This window comes from Vibrio sp. QJM3NY_27, assembly GCF_057785955.1.
Genome location: NZ_CM173512.1, coordinates 1511204 through 1531446, shown reverse-complemented (window position 1 = coordinate 1531446; position 20243 = coordinate 1511204). Strand labels below are relative to the sequence as shown.

Genomic DNA, 20243 nt, shown 5'->3' with positions numbered 1-20243 from the left:
GCAAATACCATCTCCTCTACTATTACGCATAACGTGTCTATGACAGACGAAACTATTACCTTCGCCATTTTACTCATCCATACCTCGACACTACTCGCGGCCGCTAACAACTTAAAATGATAGAACGGTTAGGATCACGGGCTTTGTAAGACATTGTATGGATATGTATTACAGCAACTGTAATCACCCAATATCACGCGACATCTCGGTATATTGGCACTACGTTCAAAATCATAAGATGTGTCCCATGAAAGTGTTATCTTTAACTGCATTCGCTGCCAATGTTCTTCTTGTCGGTTGTAATAGTTCAAGCCAAAGCAAGCCTGTGGCAAGCCAAGAAAATGTCAAACCATCCGTTGTTCACGGGATCACAATAGAAGCAGTCCCTTCTCAGTTCTCTGCGTATTCCAAAGCAGGTTATAACCGACATGTCGCGGTCAATGCCCCCAATGGCAAATCTATCCATATTCTAATTATGGATCGCCTGAGCGATTATCAAATAGTCAAATCAGTCAATATTCTCAACCACTATCTAACCCCCGTTGATGGCACTAAATACGGGAGCGCTGACTCAAAACGCGATATTGCAAATGCTATGGCGAACAATGGCGCAATATTGAAACTAATGAATTATCACGATGAGCCCCAATATAACGACGATTTGGATGGCCAACCCTTGTTCGAAGAGGAAATTCAAGTAGAAGGCGGAGAATGGTATGTTCGACAGGATTATGAAGAGCATCGCGATGCGTCTTACGAGGAAATTCTCCACCTAGTCCATGACTATGGTATTGGTGTTCTTAACTCCCCTCAAAGTGGCAAATCGGCATTACCTTTATTTCAAAAAGAGCTAAATACAATACAGACTCAGGCTTTACATAATGCCTATACACCTCCAGTTGACACTTTGGAAGAGTGGCAAGAAGAAGTCAGTGTTGACCAAGAATACTTTGCAGCCGTCATTGATAGCTATTACGGGCTTTGGGGGGCGTATAGTGGCGAAGGTATGTGGGGGTTATACAAAGTTAAAACTCGCGACGACTTCTCTACAAGAGATCCTAACGCGCAATATATTACGGAACAGATTTTCGCTCCAACACTGGCTTACGACGCATACATTGCAGATACATTCACCGGCACTTTTAAAATGCAATATGACCCAGCAACACCCTACACTCATCACTCTCAATATCTGACGAAACTAACGCTATCGGGCAAGAATAACGCAAATATTGAGATCAATGGATATGATAATAAGGTAACCGGAAATTTAGGTGTTAATATGGTTGTAGTACATGGTCCTAAAAGTGAATACCAAATCCACAATCTTGGGGGCGGTAAATTTCAGCTCAATGACACCGTTACTTCACGCGATGGCTTGAATACCCTATCAAGCATTGAACAAGTGCAGTTCACTGATCAGCGTTGGACTCTTTGATTCACATACACGTGTTTACTAATCAAACGGAGATATGATTCATAGCACTTGCTTCCTTAATGATTCTGAACAAAGACAGAACAAGAAATGTTTTCTAAGTACACTTTCCTACAGACGTAAAAAAGCCCGATCATTTCTGATCGGGCTTTTAAAAAAATGGAGGCGCCTCCCGGAGTCGAACCGAGGTCCACGGATTTGCAATCCGCTGCATAGCCACTCTGCCAAGGCGCCTTCAATAGTGTTTAAAGAGAACAACTCTCTTGAGTATTACCTAACAAAAAGTAACAATCAAATAGATGGTGCCCCGGGCCGGACTTGAACCGGCACAGCGCGAACGCCGAGGGATTTTAAATCCCTTGTGTCTACCAATTCCACCACCAGGGCACGCAATTCTTTATTGCGATGCCGATTACTGAAAAGTAAAACACCATCTTAATGTCAAAATGAATCAACATTACAAAATTTGGAGCGATACATCGGGTTCGAACCGATGACCTCAACCTTGGCAAGGTTGCGCTCTACCAACTGAGCTAGTATCGCAATTTCATTCTTTTAATTTCTCATTAATTAAATAAGAAAGAGAATGGAGGCGCCTCCCGGAGTCGAACCGAGGTCCACGGATTTGCAATCCGCTGCATAGCCACTCTGCCAAGGCGCCTTTATCAACATAAAACTATATTGAAGTGTTTAAAGAGAACTACTCTTTGTTCAACACTCTACTTAAAGTAGAAACTAGATAGATGGTGCCCCGGGCCGGACTTGAACCGGCACAGCGCGAACGCCGAGGGATTTTAAATCCCTTGTGTCTACCAATTCCACCACCAGGGCAACGCAATCATGCGATGCTGATTACTGAAGAGTAAAACACCATCTCTCAGCGACCTAAGCCGTGAGAACGAGGTGTACTTTAACGGATAGAAAAAATTCGTCAACAGTAAATTTTATCTTTCAATTCAAGTGATTAATTATCGAACTCAAACGATTGAAATTACTACAAATCGCACAAACTGCACACACAACACCCTACATACAATACCTAATTTGACCTCGGATTAGCTATTGGACTTAACTATGGCTACCGAATTCGAATAAGAAAGCCAGTCAACAGACTGGCTTTTGTACAGAAAAGTAGTTTGAAAGCTAACCCAAACTTAATAATTTTCTTTTAAGAATTGGTATGTAGGCTTGGGAACTATTGCTTCTATACTGCTGAAATCTCGGCTTGCTAAGAACTCCCTTACTTTAGAAGCACTAATCACATCGCCATTTGTTGAAATGCGCTCAATGATTTCAACTTCAATATCATATGCAGGGAGTAGTTCCTGCATTTTTTCGTTGTATTGTTGGGTGGTTTGACACATTGGCTCATTCCCAAGGAATATCTTACTAATATTCAGCGCCTTAGCTATGTACTCACAGAAAAACCAGGCTTCCATTGATGCATCAGCTTTAGCTTCAGAAGTTTCTTTATCGAAGTAATCAGGGTAAGTCAATTCAGTACAAATAAACTTTCCGCCTCGAATAACGGTTACGTTGCCAATATGCTTGGTACTTTCAAAGACTAACTTAAATCGATCTTCGAATTTAAAGAAAGATTTATCTTCTTCGATAACAAAAATGAACAACTTATCGACACTTCTTGCCGCATACTCGATTAAGTGCAAATGTCCTTTAGTAATTGGGTTACAATTGACAGCTACGCTACCTATGACACCTTCATTATCTGTAGCATGTTGATCCAATAACTCTAAGTAAGATTTCATTTCACAAGATTCAAGTGCCTGCGCAGTATGTTTGAATAGGAAGTACTTGAACTTTTCTAGAACACACAACATTCTATTATCTAAGTCGAATTGATGCGGTACGGGTTCACTTTTCAACACAGGTATTAAATTATTTGTTACGAGCTCTCCCATTACCTTATTTCCCTTACGGGAGTAATGACAATGACGCGCGTTTAAATCAATGAAAAAGTCGCCACCTCGGTCAACATCGTTGAGATCAATCGATAGTACAGCTGTATTTTCAACATTTTTGAATTCATCAAAGTTGAAAAAAACAATTACATCACCCTGCTTGATCTCCGTTTGTACCAAATTATTCATCGCTAGAAGCAAATTCATCCCTAGTACGCCATGATTTTCAACTCTAACGTTATCGGTTACTTTATTTATATTTTTCTGAACCTGACTGACAATTGTATTTTTGTCGCTCATACCATACGAAAAAGTTGTTGATGCTCCGAAGAAAAGCACTCGGCGATCTGATGTTTCTGGTTGGCCTGTGGTCGCTCTAAACCCATTCTGTACTGATATAACTGAGCTGTCATGATCAGATAAAGATACTTTGGTTGCTCTTACAATAGGCAGTACATCACTAAACAGCTCATCAATTTTGTTCTGCTCATCTTTGCTATAGAGTGATTTGATGTAAGTCGGTGGACTATTCCTGCGACTCCAATCTCTTCTCTGCTTTAGATAGAGCTTTGTGTTGTTAACAAGGTCCCTTTCCTCTTTAGACAGTTTAGTTAAATGTTCTTCTCCACTTTTAACATCAATGAGAACTGAAGATGCTCCTTTTGTAGCAATGTACGATTTGATAAAGGCCACTTTATCAGAGTCGTTCACACTTGAATTTAAGATATCCAAACTCTTTACAAGATTAGTACTTTCAGTAGTGGAATCTAATGAAACTTCAAGCTCTTTTGATTTTTCTGAGTCACCATTCATTAAATATAAATTCAATAACATGAAACAATATTCATTTTTTTTGAATTTGTAGACTAACTCTTCTATAAGACTAGTTGCTTTTTTATAGTCTTTTTTTTGTACATATAGCTCAGCAAGCCTAAGGTTTTTAGACATCTTGATTTTTGAAGGTAGTATAGGAAGTAATATATATAAGTTTTTTAATATCCAGTAAAACGTTAACTTATGCGATTGACTTTTTGATAGCATGAATAGAGCCTTTTACATTATCTTTATAACTTCGAAATTTCGAAGATGCTACCATATTAAATTTTCAATAATGTAAGGTTAAGTAAGGCATTGTATTTATCTTAGTTACAAACCGTATTATTTAAAAAAGCTTACTTATTAGACAACACTCGAATTGTTATTAAAAAATATCAATAAATGTTACAATTTAATATTATATAGAACAGTTTTAATACAAACTGAATGTCATTCCATCGTTTATTCCCCCCTTCATCTCTGTTTCATAATCTAAGGCTATAGTATTTAAAATACTGTCAAAACGATGGGTACCCGTGAAACCACTAAAACGATACCAATATGAACGCTACGCCGTGCTCTGCAACCTCGCCTACCCTAGAGTATTTAAACAAACTCGTTATGGTTTTGATCCGAATGGACAGCGCATCATAAAGAATCAGTTTGGCAAAACCATGATTCGAGTCTTATGGAGCAGCGACAAAGATGAAGTGGTCGTGGTTATCAAGGGGTCACACAGCGTTTCTGACTGGCTACTCACTTTTGCACTATGGACCAGAAGCTGTAAAAGGATTGGGTTGAACTATCGGGTACACGCTGGCTTCTATCATCTTATGTTCCAAGAAAGCCAACCAGGTCATAACGAAGACAAGCTTGGGCAAACCGTTATCAAACGCTTAGAAGCCACGCTCTTGCCTTTGTTAGAGCAAGGGAAAAGAATTTCTATTACTGGGCACTCTTCTGGTGGCTCTATTGGTTGTGTATTTGCTGACTACCTAGACCAAAAGTATCCAGGCTGTATCAAACGAATTGTGACTTTTGGACAACCTGCAATTGGTGATTGGAGTTTTAAAAAGAACTACCGTTTGAGCAAGAAAACCTACCGTATCTGTTGTGACATCGATATTGTCACCTTCATGCCGCCCGTGCCACTGCTGTATTGGCATGTAGGGAAAGTACTTTGGCTCTATAACGGCAGGATCTATGAAAACACACCGACGTTAATACGCCTTGGACGCTCAATTTTCAGTTGGTTGATCCGGCCTTTCTCTTATCACCTAATGAGCAAGTATATTCGTAACAAAGATTTCTTCGATAAGCACTGAGGCAGTGAATTAAGTTGATGCTGGCTGCATAAAAAAGAGCACAAGCCTGTAATGACTTGTGCTCTTTATGGTTTTAACTGCACTTAAAGTTTAAATCTTGATAGTTCCTGTTTGAGATCGTTAGCTAAGTGGCTGAGCTGATCGGCTTGCGAAACTGCATCTGTCGCATCAAGCGCCATCACATCACTAACTTCACGAACAGACTCAGTATTCGCATTGATTTCCGCGGTAACTAAAGATTGTTCTTCAGCGGCAGAAGCAATCTGAGTCGCCATATCACTGATCATCTGAATCGCTTCACGGATTTGAGCTAGGCTCTCTCCGGCCATGTCCACGTCATGTACGCTTGTTTTCGCCATATCATGGCTTTGTGTCATCACTTTCACCGCACCATTGGTCGCTTGTTGTAAGCGTTTGATCTTGTCTTCGATCTCTTCTGTTGAAGCATGAGTACGTTGAGAAAGCACACGAACCTCGTCAGCCACCACAGCAAAACCTCTGCCTTGTTCGCCTGCCCTAGCCGCTTCAATGGCCGCATTGAGCGCGAGTAAGTTAGTTTGCTCCGCTATTTCACGAATCGTCGCTAAGATAGACGCGATTTGTTGACCATGCTCTTCAAGCTCGCTGATGATAGACACAGCGCTTGTTAGCTCAGTAGCAAGTTCATTGATCGATGATTGGCTTTTGGCCATCTGTTGGAAACCTTGCTCGCTCAACTCCACCGAATGAGTCGCACTTTTGGCCGTACTCTCAGCATTCGTGGCGATTTCGGCTGTTGCTGTCGCCATTTCTGTCACAGCCGTTGCTACCATAGTGATCTCATCTTGTTGTCTGCTTACACTATCACTGCGCTTCAACGCACTGGTATTAGCATGCTCGGCACCGCTGTTCATCGCGGTAGAAACTTGAGTGACGTTTTGCATCATTTGATGGAGTCGATCAACGAAGACATTAAATTTATCGGCAAGTTGACCCACCTCATCTTGGCTCGACACTTGTAGTCTTTGGGTGAGGTCGCCTTCCCCTTCCGCAATATCAGCTAATGCTTCACTCACTCGACCCAGTTCAACTAATTGACGAGCCACAAACCATGAGGTTGCTACAGCCATAACGATCAATACAATCAAACCTGTGGTAATTTGGCTAATCAACATATCGAACAGGGGCTGCTCTAGTACGTCTTTATCCATTTCAATCACAAGTAACCAGTCAGTGCCTTTAATTGGCTCAGCCATGATGACTCGCTCGGCACCATCCACTTGCGTAAAGATCGTCGTCAAGTTCTGCGCAGCACTGTTTAATCCAGAAACACTTAATTCAGGTGCTATCTCTTTGACTTCCTTAAGGATGAAATCTTTATTCTTATGAGCAACGACCGTGCCTTGCTTATCAATTAGTATCGCTCGTCCATTACCTGGAACCTGAATAGCCAACACATCTTCAATTAGCTTGTCTAACGCAAGATTAGATGCCACAACACCGATGATTGAACCATTTTCGGTCACAGGATCGGTCAGTGTCACCACCAAGGTTTGCATCGTCACACTCACATACGGCTTTGTTGTCACAGCTCGATTTTCAGCCAATGTTTGTTTATACCAACCTCGGACTCTTGGGTCGTAACCCGCTTTATTCAATGAAGGATCATGGCGAAACATCTCACCTTCTTTGTTACCGTAATAGCTCAATCCAAACCCACCAGATACCAAGGTTTGACGTAAATGAGGAACGATATCTATTGAAGGGTTAAGCTGTACTTGTTGCTTAAGCCCGTGTACTGCTTGCTTCTTATCGTAAAACCAGTCGCTGATGCCTTTTGCATGAGCTTGAAGCGTATTGCGGCTTTCACTTTCGATTGCTTGCCAGCTGTTTGTTTGAAACGTCTTATAACCCATGAAAAGAAGAATGGCAGATGTAACAGCAATCGCCAAAACTACAGAGAAAACCATTTTCCTCTTTAGACTAAATTGCATATTTAAGAACCTCTTATAGAACAATTAAAGAAATATAAAAGAGGGACACTATCACTCATGCACATGTTTTAATTTGGGTTATCCCATAAAACAATGAAACAAATTGAGCATTATGGTTAATTGTGACTTTGGTTTATTTACCTGTCTATCAACAAAGGTTCAACTTAGGATCTCATCAAAATAGAGTGGGTCTATGAAAGGTAAAGGGGAGAAATGAAGAGGCAAGGATGGAGAAACAAGAAACAAAGAAGCCAGAAACGAAAAAACCAGCCACAAGGACTGGTTTCTTCTAAATGATGGAGGCGCCTCCCGGAGTCGAACCGAGGTCCACGGATTTGCAATCCGCTGCATAGCCACTCTGCCAAGGCGCCTTCAAGTCGTGTTTTAAGAGAACGACTCTGTTGATCACTACCAAACAAGATAACAATCAAATAGATGGTGCCCCGGGCCGGACTTGAACCGGCACAGCGCGAACGCCGAGGGATTTTAAATCCCTTGTGTCTACCAATTCCACCACCAGGGCACGCAATTCTTTATTGCGATGCCGATTACTGAAAAGTAAAACACCATCTTAATGTCAAAATGAATCAACATTACAAAATTTGGAGCGATACATCGGGTTCGAACCGATGACCTCAACCTTGGCAAGGTTGCGCTCTACCAACTGAGCTAGTATCGCAATTTCATTCGTCTAATTTCTCATTAACTAAATAAGAGAGAAAGAGAATGGAGGCGCCTCCCGGAGTCGAACCGAGGTCCACGGATTTGCAATCCGCTGCATAGCCACTCTGCCAAGGCGCCATTTTTCAACACGTTAGAACCGACTAAACGTTAGCCCCGCTGTGTTCGGGTGCCTACTTTACGGATTGAGTGAAGATAGTCAAACAAAAATGTGAATTTAAATTCTGTTTGCTGACATTTAAATCAAATTGCTGCATGTTCGATCTTTTTATTCAAAAAGCATACAGCAAAGTCGATTCATTTAAGGAGTTTGCGCCCTACCACTTTTTCATGAAGCGGCCAACGAGGCTTGGATGATACGACCAACAGTGATCAAACATGGTCATAAGTTGAGGGTTACCGTACTTAGAAAGACTAACTGCATGGAAACGGTTTTTGTGCGTTTTAAGTTTCTCAACTTGAGCAATCATTTCATCAGACTGCTTTGGTGCGATAAAGTCAGAAAGAACGATCAAATCAGCATTCTTGTACTTGTCGCCCATCATCAAATCTATCGACTTCATTAGCACTGGCTCAAGGTCTGTCCCGCCGTGGAATGAGTAACTTAGGAAGTCACTGGCTTCACGTAGGCCGTCTTGTCGCGTCAATTCATAAGTAATGTGTTCTGAAGAGAACAAAATCACATAACAGTCGCGTTCTTCAGCTAAGGCGATTTGCATCAAGGCATAAGCCATCGCTTTTGCCGACTGTTCTGGGAAACCACTCATTGAACCGGACGCATCCACACAAACAATAAATGGGCCTTTTTCAATGTCCACCGATTTGCTGTCTGGCTTTTGAGCTTTGACTTTACGTAGGGTTCGAGATTTACCTTGCGAACGATAGCTAAGCAAACGCTTGTCGGCCAAGTGTTTGTAGAAAATGACTTCTAACTCTGGGTACGCTAAGAACATGGTTTCGTTCGGCAGCATCTTGTTGAGGTCATCACTTTCGTGGATTCCAACAATATCATCGACTGCCTCATCGCTCTTCTCTTCAACCATCTGTAGTTCTTCTACAGGGGCTTTGTGCAAAGAAGGGTCATCTTCTAAGCCAGCCATGCGACCGAGTTTTTCAGCAATTTCTTGAAGGCCTTTGTGCTTATTTAGAAACTCCGCATGACGCTTCATTACTGTTAGGTCGGTTTTACTCAACTTAGCCGAAGCCATGTCCCACAAGCGCCCTACACTGCCTTCATCACCAGACTCCGTCACTTTATCCATGTTTTTCATGGTTTCCATGCGTTGATAAAGGTCAGCTAAGACTTTTTCTTTGCTTGTTTCAAGTTCGGTTACTTGAGCTTGTTTAATGGCGTCTGACAGTGATTGGTACCATTGGTCGCAAAAATAGTGTGGAAACATCGCGTTATAAACGCCTTTGTTGTTTTCCATCAAGCGTCTTGCTTGTAGATAAAACGCCGAGTGCCACTCCAGTTTTTTGATAACACTATCGATCTCGTCAAAGAACTGAGGTTCATCCCAATAGATCACTTCTTGGTAAAGTGCGATTTCCTCTTGGAACCTATCGGTTTCACACACTTTAGTGACGCGTTTTTTTACTTTACCGCGCCACTTAACCAAATGGTTTTTAACCGACGTTTTCACGCCCTTGTTCTCAGCAGCCATCATGACTTGAGAACGAGCGATGAGATCATTCATCGCTGTATCAATGATTCCTGAGTCAGCTACCATCAAAGCGAGGTTTAAGCCGTCTGCTCCTAACATATGCTCTCCCCTTACTCGAAGTACTGACTCATGAACTTAATGCGCTGTGCGATCTTACTGCTCTTCACTTTCGTGGTTTCAAGATCTTGCGTTACAGCTTGCAAGCTTGCTTCCATTGCCTTCGGTAAATCAGGATCAATATAGTTGTGAGGCAACGCATCATGGAATTCAGTTCGAACTCTCTTTAACTTAAATTCAGCCTCAGTTAACTGTTCTAAGGCTTTCTCAGCGCCACTCAACCACTTGTTATACAATTCTTGGTCTAAACCGTCGGTAGTAACCACACTCACCAATACAGAGCGATTGGCAATATCTTTAATCACTAATTGGTTCGATGCATCCAAGTCGAGTTTTAAACGGCATAGGTTTTTATTTTCATTTACGTAACCGTAAATATCGCCGTGGCCTTCTTTAAGCGCACGGTCAAAATCATCCTTGGCTACATATACCCAACGGCTATCGCCTTTCTCAGATTCAGAAACCGACATGTTGCTTTGCAGCATAACCAGTTTAACTAGGTTGTAAGCGCTGCCGACGCTGTACATTTTCGCGTTCTTGATATCATTTTGGTAAACATCTTTACGCAGTAAGCCGCTGGTTGATTCCATAGAGAGCGACACCGATAACGTTGATTCAACATCATCTTGAATTTCTTCAAGCTCTTCACGTGACATTTCGATTTGAGATTTCGACTCCTGCTGATCAAACGCTCGGTTCAATGCAAAATCTTTTACCACACTACGAACTACGTCTCGCGATTCTGGACTATGCCATAAACAATCTTGCAGTAGCATAATATCCAGCGGGTTTACGCTATCACGACCACTGAAGAATGCGCTTGCCTTCAACAGCTTGACCGCTTTCTTCCAGCGTCTGTCCGATACATATAGATCAGTTTCAGTAGCCGAACTTTGCTTTTTGACAGTCTCTTCAAGCATGGTTTTCAGTTCAAATAGCTTGTTAAACGAGTTATCCGTCAATTCCAAGTTATCGAGCTCTTTCTGCCATTGATGGTATTCAATATCAGTAATCGCCAAACCTTTTGGAATCACAGCTTCCTGAGAAGTACCCGTCGTCAGCATCGATTTGAAGTTTTGTTTGTTTTGAATACGGTTTACAAACACACGAACCAGCATCCGGTCGTAAAGAGCTTCTAAGCCGCTGTCTTCATCTGGAAGTTCGTTAGATGCAGACACTAATAAACGCATCGGCACGCGCTCGATGTCTGCGCCATTTTTGAACGTCTTTTCGTTAACGACCGTGAGCAAAGTATTTAGGATTGCAGGACCTGCTTTCCAGATCTCATCAAGAAATACAACTTGTGCGGTTGGTAGGTAACCCTCGGTCAGTCTTACGTAACGACCGTTGTCTTTTAATTCTTGGATACTTAGCGGGCCAAACACTTCCTCTGGTGTAGAGAAACGTGTCATCAAATATTCGAAGTAGCTACTGTTGTCAAAAGCTTGGATGAGGCGTTTAGCGATAAGACTTTTTGCAATACCCGGAGGGCCTAATAGGAACACACTTTCACCGGCAAGAGCCGCCAGTAAACAAAGCTTAATGGTGTCTTCTCTTTCGTAAACGCCATCTGAGAGAGCATGCGCTAATTTGTTGATTCTTTCAGAGAGTAGCGCCTTGTCAGCATGTGAGGAAATAGAAGGGTTCATGCGTTACTCCGAAAATCTTTGAACAGTTGAGAGTGTAGATACGTTTTTATACATTTGTTAGCACTTTGTTACAAGTATCTTTTATTATTGAGTTGCCTTTATATCAGATGGTTACGCTGCAATTTTCGCGTAATCATAGATTCCAATTATGAGAGTAACATCACGAACGGCGTCAAATTAAATCTATTGCTAAGCCTAATTTTTCTTTTATTTTCGACACCATAGACGTTATGGTGGTACACGTCTTCAGTTATACGAAAAATTGGCAAGGAATGTGGCCAAATTGCATGAGTAAAGTTATCCATCAATGGAAAAGTATTTCTCTCATCGAAGAGAACGTGACGCTCCCTACGAACGTCGTGGTAAAACATACAACAATACACCACCCCGGCGCGGCCGTTATTCTTCCTATCACTTCGTCAGGAAAAATCATCCTCATTAATCAGTTTCGTCCTTCTCTTAAGAAATGGCTTTTGGAGCTACCTGCAGGCACGATGGAAATTGATGAGACACCTCTTCAATGTGCCCAGCGCGAACTGGAAGAAGAAACCGGTTACAGTGCAACTTTTTTTCAGAGCTTAGGACAAGTCACACCTTTGGCTGGATTCTGCGATGAGATTCAGCATTTATTTGTCGCAAAACATCTTAGCCTCACTACCCGATTTGAATGCGACGAAGATGAAGTTATAGAAGTGATAGAGCTGAGCTTAGAAGAGCTGCACAACAAAATACGACACGATCAAATCACCGATACAAAAACTATCGCTTGTTTAAGCAAAGCCCAACTATGTGGCTATCTATAGCCAATTATATGACTACCTAAAGTACTCTAGGAGAGAAGCATGGACTTTCGTTCTGATACCGTAACTAAACCTTCGCAAGCTATGCGTGACGTAATGGCAAATGCAGAAGTGGGCGATGATGTTTATGGCGATGACCCAACCGTAAACGAATTGGAACAGTGGGCTGCCAATGAAACCGGCTTTGAAGCAGCGATGTTCACTTCTTCAGGTACACAAGCCAACCTACTTGGTTTAATGGCACACTGTGAGCGTGGTGACGAATACCTTTGTGGCCAACAAGCGCATAACTATAAGTATGAAGCTGGCGGTGCTGCAGTGCTCGGCTCGATTCAACCTCAACCCATCGAGAACAACCCAGACGGCACACTCGACTTTAAAAAGCTTGCCGCTGCGATTAAGCCAGATGACAGCCACTTTGCTCGTACTAAGCTTCTTAGTTTAGAGAACACGATCAATGGTAAAGTGCTGCCAATGTCTTACCTAGCGGAAGCACGTGAATTCGTAAACCAACACGGCTTACAAATGCACCTAGATGGCGCGCGCGTTTATAATGCAGCAGCGGCGCTGGATGTACACATCAAAGAGATCGCACAGCACTTCGACTCTATGACGATTTGCTTATCAAAAGGTTTAGGCGCTCCAATCGGTTCACTACTCCTTGGCAACAAAGAGTACATCGCTAAAGCTCGTCGACTGCGTAAAATGGTCGGAGGCGGTATGCGCCAAGCGGGTATTCTTGCCGCCGCAGGTAAAATGGCGCTGACTGAGAACGTAGCTCAACTTAAAAATGATCACGAGAACGCAAAAAACCTAGCGATTGGTTTAAGCAAGCTAAAAGGCTTCTCTGTTAACCCTGATTTCATTCAAACTAACATTGTATTTGCGAAGTTAGATGAATCTGTGGATATTAACCGCATCGCACGAGAGTTAGGTGAACAAGGTATTACGATGTCGCCAGGTAATCCAGTACGTTTTGTTACCCATAGAGATATCAGTTCAGAAGACATCGCTACTTTCCTAACAAAGCTAGAAAATGCGCTTTAACTCTTGACGAGATTAGCCTTTATAGCAATTGAGATTTGAGCTTCCCCTGTGGGAAGCTTTATTCTTTCAGCAAAATCATTAACCCATTCCACAGCCCAAATAGCCTTCGACACCTGCTAATTTTCTAATAAACACACTTGATTGACTGGAACAGAACGCGATCTCGTTTTGGCCTATGAGAATACTTTCTGACAATTATTCTAACATTTAAACATTAAATTATTGTTTAAGTTGGATTTACATTAATGGCTTATCAGCATTGTATTGTCACTAAAGGTAAATGACTTAGTAATAACAGATTCAAGTTTTTAATCACCACGCACACGATAATTAAAACTAGAACACATCAATCCTAATAGATTCTTGTAAAGAACTAATTTCAATAAAGAAACAGTAGATATTCGCCATCCATTATTAAAATTTTAAATCGCTACAATTAAATTATAAATTAAATAATCAAATTAGTGTTTTCGTTAATAATGCTGTCACATTCATGATGACAGTAACCCATCAAAAACTCCAAAACACCCGTGTAGACCATAGCTCTATTTTAATCAATTAAATAAAAAATCTCCGTCAATATTAGTATTGAGTAAAATCAACCTATCTAATTGAATATTAAATTATTATCTAATAATTTCGCTTCTACCTCTCAGCTTAAAATCATACTAAAACTCATACTTCTCCTAAATAATAAACTTTTTTTACTACTTCACCATTTTTTAAAGCACTTATAGTTTTGAAAGTTAAGCAACAAGTTACATTCAATCAGTGAGAGGTGAAATTATGTTTAGAGTATTTCGGATTCTTCATAACTTCACCGTCTTCGTGTTAATTTTGGTTCTGTCAATTTCATTTAATGTCAGTGCCAATACTTTAACGTTAGGAATTAACGGCAAGATCAAAGATCGATGCGAAATAAATTTTTTCTCTGGCAACATTATGAAGTTTACCGAACATCTCGATGAGCAATCGTTGCCTTTTAATGTGTATTGTAACCGCCCGTTGGGTATAACGATTAACTCAAAATACGGTGGCCTAAAATATCAACAACAAGGCGTTGATATTATTGAAACTTATAATTTGTCATTACAAATAGATGAGCTTCGTCTTTATGAAAGTCGACACAGCAGCCAACTTATATCATCAGTAATGATAGACAGTTCTGGTGTTATTCCTTTCGCTCAACATGGGAGCCTTAGGGTAGCACTCGAAAATAGCTTGCGTTTCGCAGGTTATTATCAAGACGTTATCGAGATCGAAGTTTACCCTTCGATTCATAGCGTGACAAAGTGAAAACTCTGCAATGTATCTGCAGAACAACAAACGCTCAGCAGTATTCGAGCCAATCATTTAAGATAAAGGAATTTCTAATGAAAAAGCTAACACTCTACGCAGTAACAGTCACTGCTATTTTTGGTGCTCAAGTCCAAGCCGCTCCTGGTGATGTCCAGTTAGTTGGTTTTGTTTCACCTGTATGTGAAGTTACTGGTCTTTCAACGCAACTGATGGACTTCGGTAACGTATCTCAAATTCAAAACCTTTCTGTTAGTGGTCTTAACATGAAGTGTAATGACGTCGATGGTGCAACTGTGACACTCACAAGTGCTGAAGGTGGTCTAGAGTCAGACGATAGCGAAGACTACGCTCTTACATACGATGCAACATTCAACCCTTCAGGTTTAGCTCCTTTTACGCTTAATGCACCAGGGGGCCCAGGTCAAAATGACGTTTCAGTCAGTAATTCTTATGGTGGTTCCGGAGTATTGGCTACTGGTGTTGCCGCATCTATTGATATTGTGACAACAGAAACCTCCCCATGGGCAGGTGGCTACTCAGATACATTAACCGTCAATATCACCTCAAATTAGAGGTTAATAAGTCGGGGGCTATTATTTGGCCTCCGACTTAATCTCATCTCAATATCAATATCAATATCAATATCAAAGACATAAGTTTAATTTGGAGCTCTTCGCTATGTATAAATGGATCATGCATAAATGGATCGTTCTTTTCCTATTGTCATTCACTTGTCTGTCCGCTCATGCGTTCAAAGTCGAACCGATGTCTATGGAAATGACACCGCTTGGCAAAAGAGCTCAAATGACCATGAGGGTTGAGAATTCGTCTACCGAACCACTCACGGTTGAATTGTCTCCAGTATTTATGACAATGAACGAATATGGGAAAGAGACCACGACGCCTGCAGATGACGAGTTATTAGTGATACCGGTGACCGCAATAATAGAACCTGGAAGATCACAATCCATTATGGTGCGGTATTTGGGCGATCCTTCCATCACAGAATCTAAAGCGTATCGCATTGCTGTTAAGCAAGTAAAAGTTCAAAGAGCGAGCAGCAATCAAGGGCAAGTAAGTCTTTTGCTTCAGTTTAATACGCTTATCAACGTACGACCTCAGAACACAGCTTCTCAGCTAGAAATTAAAAGTATCGAACAAAATGACAAAAAGAACAAATGGGTTCTTGAGGTACTTAACAGTGGTAATAGTTATGGTCGATTAACCAATACAACATGGAAAATATCTGATGGTAAAAATTCAACATATTTAAAAGGCGTAGAAATCGCTAAACGTATTCCGGGTACTTTAGTCCTACCCTACTCCACTCGCTTTTTCGAAATGCAGCCTCTTAAAAATTATGATGTGGACACCCTATCGATTGAAATAGAGCAGGATCAATAACAATGAGACGTTATATCTTGGGTGGGCTCATTTATTGCTTTCTGTGTGCTCAAACGTTTGGCATAACATTGTTTCCAACCGTCATCGAGCTCAACACAGATCACCGGGCAACATCGCAACTGGTTGTAACTAACAATTCAACACAAGCTCTCCCACTTGAAGCTAACGTTCGTCGTTTGAACTTCTTATCTGATGGCACGTTCCAAACATCAGATCTATCGAGTGAAGAGATGTTTGTGTTTCCACCAGCCGCAATGTTGGCACCCGGTGCACGCCAAGTATTCCGTATACAGTGGTTGGGAAACCGACCACTCGAAACCTCCCAGAGTTACTTCGTTCGCTTCAGTACCGTGAATATTGGCCAGAACAACGCGAGGATAGACAAACCCATCGGGCTAACAACCGGTATCAATTTACAAGTTCACTACAATGCGTTGTTGCACATTCACTCGTCCTCTTTAGAGCCTGACGTGAAATTACACATAGATGAACAAGGTCAACTGACACTCACTAATTCTGGGTCGCGATTTACCTATACATCGTTACTTCATTTTGCGGGGCTCGAATCTCAGAGCCAAAAAGTACATGAGGCTTTAGGTGAGCAGTTTATTCCACCACGCTCCATTATTACTTTGCCTTCTTCTTTAAATTATTTACCAGTGGGCACTTACCATGGGCATGAAAACTGAAACCTATCACAAGATATGGCAAGTTTTGTATGTCTTGGGATTAGTACTTTTTTATTTTGCTGCCTTAAGCCCTGCTGCTTGGGGTCAAGAAATGATCTTGAACCCGACAGGACGAGATATTCAACTTACCTCTTTGTTAAGAATAAGTGACACCATACTTGGGGAAGCGGACATTATCATTACCGCAAACAATGAAATCTTTTTACCAAAGGAAAGTACGCTTTCTCTCCTTTCGTCCGTCGTAACTCAAGAAGGTATTGGGAAACTCAATGACACAACAGACGATAAGATGCTGTCTCAGCACCATTTTGAGAGCGTAGGACTGGGCCTTAGTTTCGATTTCTCTTCATTAGAATGCATCGTGACGGTACCGCCTGAGCTTAGCTTAACCCAGCAATTGTCTATGAACGGTGCAGATGATTTTTATAACTATGCCGAGCCAAGTTTGCTTAGTGGATACGTTAACTTTGCCCTTTCGGCTAATGAGAGCCAATATGTCGATCAGAATTCGTCAAGGCAGGACCTCTATCGCAGTCAGTTTGACTCAGCACTTAACATTGGTTTTCTAAACTTTGAATATGAATCCTATTTAGAAAACAGTTCATCACAAGATTCGCGATACGTAAGAGAAGGATCTCGTCTTAATATTGACTTTGCAGAACAAGGCACACGACTTGTACTCGGCGATATGTACAACAGTGGTCAATCTTTTCAGGACAGCACCGACATACTTGGTATTGGCTTAACTCGAGATTTCACACTCATTCCAACCAGAAATGCACGACCACGGGCCAATCAATCATTCACACTTCAAAGAGCTTCAAATGTCGATGTCTATATAGATGGGATTGCAGTTCAGCGATTAACGCTAGGCGCCGGTAGCTATAACCTTAGTGACATACCTCTAGCGCAAGGTAGCAATGATATTGTACTCGTCATCACCGACCGCTCCGGGAATGAAGAACGCATCGAGTTCTCTGTTGCGACCGGTAACGACTTGCTCAATAGCGGTGAGTTTGAATATAGCGTCATGTATGGAGCGCCTTCTGAATTACAGAATGGACAACTAGAATACCTAACCAACGAGCGTATTTTCCATGGTTATGTCGATGTGGGTATTAATCCTTGGTTAACGTTAGGTACCAACTTCCAAACCCGTGAAGATCTTTACCAATATGGTGCTACCGCGTTATTCGCTTCTACATGGGGCGTCACTGAACTCACTGCTTCGCGTAGCGAACACCCTACATTTGGAACTGGCGACGCTTACAAATTTGCGTTCGATGCGGAATTTTCTAATACGAACACGCTGTCCCCACAACTGAGTGTAAGTTATGAATATCTGACCAACAATTTTACTGGGGTCTCAGGGTTTGATGCTTCCGATACCGATATCAATCTAACCACCCATTATGTATCTGCATTCAGCTCTATTTACCTTGGTCAGTCTTTACGTGCCGCCATGACCCTCAATTACCGCTCAGGGGTAGACAAAGAGAACGATTATTGGTTGATTAGCCCGAGTTTATCGGACGGACTGTTTGATACTCCCGCCACCTGGAGTGCACGCGTTAACTATCGGCATAACGCAACCGAAGACGATGATATCAGCACGACTGTCACCATAAGCTGGCCCCTTAGTCGACAAACTCGTGTAGTCGGTCGTTACACCACTGAGCTTAATGAAGCCGCCTTAGATTACAGCTATCAGAATAATATTGGTAATACGGGGGGGATGTCGGCGTTTGCGAGTGTCATTACTAACGAAGAAACGGATGCCGATATGGATGCTGGGATTAACTACACGGCTAACCGTTATGAATTAAACGCGACCCACGCTTCGCGGCTTGAAGACATTAATGGTGAAACACGAAATCACAGTACTGATGTGACGATAAGTAGTGCCCTTGCTTTTGCAGGTTCATCTGTAACGATCGGCAGACCGGTGCGCGAAGCATTTGCTATTGTTAGCAAGCACGAAAGCCTCGCAAAAAATGACGTGGCTGTCGACCCAACAAAAGATGGCGAGTACGCACGCGTTTACCTGAAAGGAGATGCAAGTGCCATGGTTCCTGACCTTGTTGCTTATAATGGCCAAGTAGTCGGTTACGAGGTCGATAACTTGCCACCAGGGTATGACTTAGGCGATGGTGCTTTTTGGATTAAGCCTGGTTATAAACGGGGATTCCAGCTACAGATCGGATCTGATGCTGTATTAACGGTTATTGGCAAGCTATTCGATCGTCAAAGTAACAACCCTATTTCACTTGTCGCTGGTGTCGCACATTACCTTGGTGATGCAAAACAGTTGCCGATTGACTTCTTTACCAATCGTAACGGCATATTCGCAATCTCTGGATTAAAGCCGGGGAAATATCAATTGGTACTCGACACCAAAGAACAAGAATCAGTCATCATTACCCTCAGTGAACGCAGTGACAACTTGATAAGACTAGGAGATGTTTATGTGGAATAAACAAGTTCTTTGGGGATCCTTGTTCCTCATCGCCATAAACCATGTACCTTCGGCATTGGCGTGTGAAGCCAGTGCCTTGGCTATTCAACCCGTCTCATCGAAATCACAATATGATGTTTTCAGCGCAGGAACTTTCGCAACAATAAACACTTACCGTATAGATGCGATCATAATTGGCGAACCATGCAAATTAGACTTAATTTTACAACTTAACGATACCAGTCGATCGTTAAAAGGGGTAAACCAAGCAAAACTCGGCTTTGAATGGAGTGGGCAGATTGGTATGTCAGTGGCTAATCAATGGCACTTATCATTAACCGAAAACCAACCTTCGGCAACGATACAAATGCGTTTCCCAAGTAAACAATGGTTAGCGTCAGGAACCTATCGAGGGTTATTGGAAGTCTCGCCTTCTTATACCTCAGATAGTAAACAAATAGAAATTAGCCCCAGTTCACTCTCGGTATCTGTTAACGTTCCGCCTGCTGCAAAAATTCATTTTTATGGATTGACCCAACAACATTATGACCTTGATCTAGGGACTTTATATTCCAACAAGGTTATTCGTTCCGCACCTAACCTATGGGTTCAAAGCAACACAGCTTATACCATTGTATTGGAATCAACCCATCAAGGAATGCTACGTCATGAATCTAATGAGGAAAAATGGGACATTCCATACCAACTTTCCCTTGATAACGACAGAGTAAACCTTGAACAACTGGATGCAAAAATTCAACGTCTTTCCGCTACGATTGGTCAGCCTATTCCTTTGAGTTTTGTCATCGGTGAGACAGAGAACAAACCAGGAGGACAATATGACGATACATTACAAATTTCTATCGAACCCCAACTTTCACAACAACCATAATTATGTAATTATATAAAAAGTGAGATATGCAACTCAATTATATAAAATCTATCATCATACAATCAAACGTGATTTTTC

14 protein-coding genes and 9 tRNA genes are annotated in these 20243 nt (G+C 41.7%); 10 read left to right on the top strand and 13 right to left on the bottom strand.

Annotation, left to right across the window (positions count from 1 at the left end):
* The first annotated feature begins 247 nt into the window (after positions 1-247).
* Entirely contained in the window at positions 248-1438 is a 1191-nt protein-coding gene (locus AC3CIA_RS22405) for a hypothetical protein (RefSeq protein WP_488519098.1), read from the top strand.
* A gap of 157 nt (positions 1439-1595) precedes the next feature.
* Here the strand turns inward: AC3CIA_RS22405 and AC3CIA_RS22400 are convergent.
* From AC3CIA_RS22400 to AC3CIA_RS22375, 6 genes are all read right to left on the bottom strand, one after another.
* Positions 1596-1669, bottom strand: a tRNA-Cys gene (locus AC3CIA_RS22400).
* A gap of 66 nt (positions 1670-1735) precedes the next feature.
* A tRNA-Leu gene (locus AC3CIA_RS22395) sits at positions 1736-1822 on the bottom strand.
* An 80-nt stretch (positions 1823-1902) separates the two neighbouring features.
* Positions 1903-1978, bottom strand: a tRNA-Gly gene (locus AC3CIA_RS22390).
* A gap of 44 nt (positions 1979-2022) precedes the next feature.
* Positions 2023-2096 (bottom strand) — tRNA-Cys (locus AC3CIA_RS22385).
* Between the two features lie 83 nt (positions 2097-2179).
* Positions 2180-2266: transfer RNA gene (locus tag AC3CIA_RS22380), tRNA-Leu, on the bottom strand.
* A gap of 323 nt (positions 2267-2589) precedes the next feature.
* Positions 2590-4395 (bottom strand): citrate lyase ligase, encoded by a 1806-nt coding sequence (locus tag AC3CIA_RS22375; RefSeq protein WP_488519097.1) that lies wholly within the window; start codon positions 4393-4395, stop codon positions 2590-2592.
* A 311-nt stretch (positions 4396-4706) separates the two neighbouring features.
* On the opposite strand from AC3CIA_RS22375, the gene AC3CIA_RS22370 reads away from it, so the two are divergent.
* Positions 4707-5495: a lipase family protein gene (locus AC3CIA_RS22370; RefSeq protein ID WP_488519096.1), complete on the top strand. Its 789-nt coding sequence runs from the start codon at positions 4707-4709 to the stop codon at positions 5493-5495.
* Between the two features lie 83 nt (positions 5496-5578).
* On the opposite strand, the gene AC3CIA_RS22365 is transcribed toward AC3CIA_RS22370, so the two are convergent.
* The 7 genes from AC3CIA_RS22365 to AC3CIA_RS22335 all read right to left on the bottom strand — a co-directional run bounded on the left by AC3CIA_RS22365 (position 5579) and on the right by AC3CIA_RS22335 (position 11579).
* Positions 5579-7468 (bottom strand): methyl-accepting chemotaxis protein, encoded by a 1890-nt coding sequence (locus AC3CIA_RS22365; RefSeq protein ID WP_488519095.1) that lies wholly within the window; start codon positions 7466-7468, stop codon positions 5579-5581.
* Positions 7469-7765: 297 nt separating this feature from the next.
* Positions 7766-7839 (bottom strand) — tRNA-Cys (locus tag AC3CIA_RS22360).
* Positions 7840-7904: 65 nt separating this feature from the next.
* A tRNA-Leu gene (locus AC3CIA_RS22355) sits at positions 7905-7991 on the bottom strand.
* A gap of 80 nt (positions 7992-8071) precedes the next feature.
* Positions 8072-8147: transfer RNA gene (locus AC3CIA_RS22350), tRNA-Gly, on the bottom strand.
* Between the two features lie 48 nt (positions 8148-8195).
* Positions 8196-8269: transfer RNA gene (locus AC3CIA_RS22345), tRNA-Cys, on the bottom strand.
* Positions 8270-8466: 197 nt separating this feature from the next.
* Positions 8467-9912, bottom strand: a complete 1446-nt coding sequence (gene viaA, locus AC3CIA_RS22340) for an ATPase RavA stimulator ViaA (RefSeq protein WP_065105819.1) — start codon at positions 9910-9912, stop codon at positions 8467-8469.
* Between the two features lie 11 nt (positions 9913-9923).
* Positions 9924-11579, bottom strand: coding sequence for an ATPase RavA domain-containing protein (locus tag AC3CIA_RS22335; RefSeq protein ID WP_171308899.1), 1656 nt, complete (start codon positions 11577-11579; stop codon positions 9924-9926).
* 287 nt (positions 11580-11866) lie between these two features.
* Between AC3CIA_RS22335 and AC3CIA_RS22330 the strand changes: the two genes are divergently transcribed.
* From AC3CIA_RS22330 to AC3CIA_RS22295, 8 genes are all read left to right on the top strand, one after another.
* Positions 11867-12382 carry an NUDIX hydrolase gene (locus AC3CIA_RS22330; RefSeq protein ID WP_065206181.1) on the top strand — a complete coding sequence of 172 codons (516 nt, stop codon included), beginning with the start codon at positions 11867-11869 and terminating at the stop codon, positions 12380-12382.
* Positions 12383-12421: 39 nt separating this feature from the next.
* Positions 12422-13426 (top strand): low-specificity L-threonine aldolase, encoded by a 1005-nt coding sequence (ltaE, locus tag AC3CIA_RS22325; protein ID WP_108117114.1) that lies wholly within the window; start codon positions 12422-12424, stop codon positions 13424-13426.
* A gap of 771 nt (positions 13427-14197) precedes the next feature.
* Positions 14198-14722, top strand: a complete 525-nt coding sequence (locus AC3CIA_RS22320; RefSeq protein ID WP_428784161.1) for a hypothetical protein — start codon at positions 14198-14200, stop codon at positions 14720-14722.
* Between the two features lie 77 nt (positions 14723-14799).
* Positions 14800-15297, top strand: a complete 498-nt coding sequence (locus AC3CIA_RS22315; RefSeq protein ID WP_488519094.1) for a hypothetical protein — start codon at positions 14800-14802, stop codon at positions 15295-15297.
* Between the two features lie 106 nt (positions 15298-15403).
* Positions 15404-16129 (top strand): fimbrial biogenesis chaperone, encoded by a 726-nt coding sequence (locus tag AC3CIA_RS22310; protein WP_114635285.1) that lies wholly within the window; start codon positions 15404-15406, stop codon positions 16127-16129.
* Positions 16130-16131: 2 nt separating this feature from the next.
* Positions 16132-16818 (top strand): fimbrial biogenesis chaperone, encoded by a 687-nt coding sequence (locus AC3CIA_RS22305; RefSeq protein WP_017076029.1) that lies wholly within the window; start codon positions 16132-16134, stop codon positions 16816-16818.
* Between the two features lie 91 nt (positions 16819-16909).
* Positions 16910-19294 carry a fimbria/pilus outer membrane usher protein gene (locus AC3CIA_RS22300; RefSeq protein ID WP_488519093.1) on the top strand — a complete coding sequence of 795 codons (2385 nt, stop codon included), beginning with the start codon at positions 16910-16912 and terminating at the stop codon, positions 19292-19294.
* Positions 19284-20165, top strand: a complete 882-nt coding sequence (locus tag AC3CIA_RS22295) for a hypothetical protein (protein WP_114635283.1) — start codon at positions 19284-19286, stop codon at positions 20163-20165. The genes AC3CIA_RS22300 and AC3CIA_RS22295 overlap by 11 nt, the downstream gene beginning before the upstream one ends.
* The last annotated feature ends 78 nt before the right edge of the window (positions 20166-20243 follow it).

What these genes read in the sequence shown, in the direction of transcription:
- AC3CIA_RS22405 (WP_488519098.1), top strand. Translation starts at nt 248, where the DNA reads ATGAAAGTGTTATCTTTAACTGCATTCGCTGCCAATGTTCTTCTTGTC.
- AC3CIA_RS22375 (WP_488519097.1), bottom strand. Translation starts at nt 4,395, where the DNA reads ATGCTATCAAAAAGTCAATCGCATAAGTTAACGTTTTACTGGATATTA.
- AC3CIA_RS22365 (WP_488519095.1), bottom strand. Translation starts at nt 7,468, where the DNA reads ATGCAATTTAGTCTAAAGAGGAAAATGGTTTTCTCTGTAGTTTTGGCG.
- viaA (WP_065105819.1), bottom strand. Translation starts at nt 9,912, where the DNA reads ATGTTAGGAGCAGACGGCTTAAACCTCGCTTTGATGGTAGCTGACTCA.
- AC3CIA_RS22335 (WP_171308899.1), bottom strand. Translation starts at nt 11,579, where the DNA reads ATGAACCCTTCTATTTCCTCACATGCTGACAAGGCGCTACTCTCTGAA.
- AC3CIA_RS22330 (WP_065206181.1), top strand. Translation starts at nt 11,867, where the DNA reads ATGAGTAAAGTTATCCATCAATGGAAAAGTATTTCTCTCATCGAAGAG.
- ltaE (WP_108117114.1), top strand. Translation starts at nt 12,422, where the DNA reads ATGGACTTTCGTTCTGATACCGTAACTAAACCTTCGCAAGCTATGCGT.
- AC3CIA_RS22315 (WP_488519094.1), top strand. Translation starts at nt 14,800, where the DNA reads ATGAAAAAGCTAACACTCTACGCAGTAACAGTCACTGCTATTTTTGGT.
- AC3CIA_RS22310 (WP_114635285.1), top strand. Translation starts at nt 15,404, where the DNA reads ATGTATAAATGGATCATGCATAAATGGATCGTTCTTTTCCTATTGTCA.
- AC3CIA_RS22305 (WP_017076029.1), top strand. Translation starts at nt 16,132, where the DNA reads ATGAGACGTTATATCTTGGGTGGGCTCATTTATTGCTTTCTGTGTGCT.
- AC3CIA_RS22300 (WP_488519093.1), top strand. Translation starts at nt 16,910, where the DNA reads ATGATCTTGAACCCGACAGGACGAGATATTCAACTTACCTCTTTGTTA.
- AC3CIA_RS22295 (WP_114635283.1), top strand. Translation starts at nt 19,284, where the DNA reads ATGTGGAATAAACAAGTTCTTTGGGGATCCTTGTTCCTCATCGCCATA.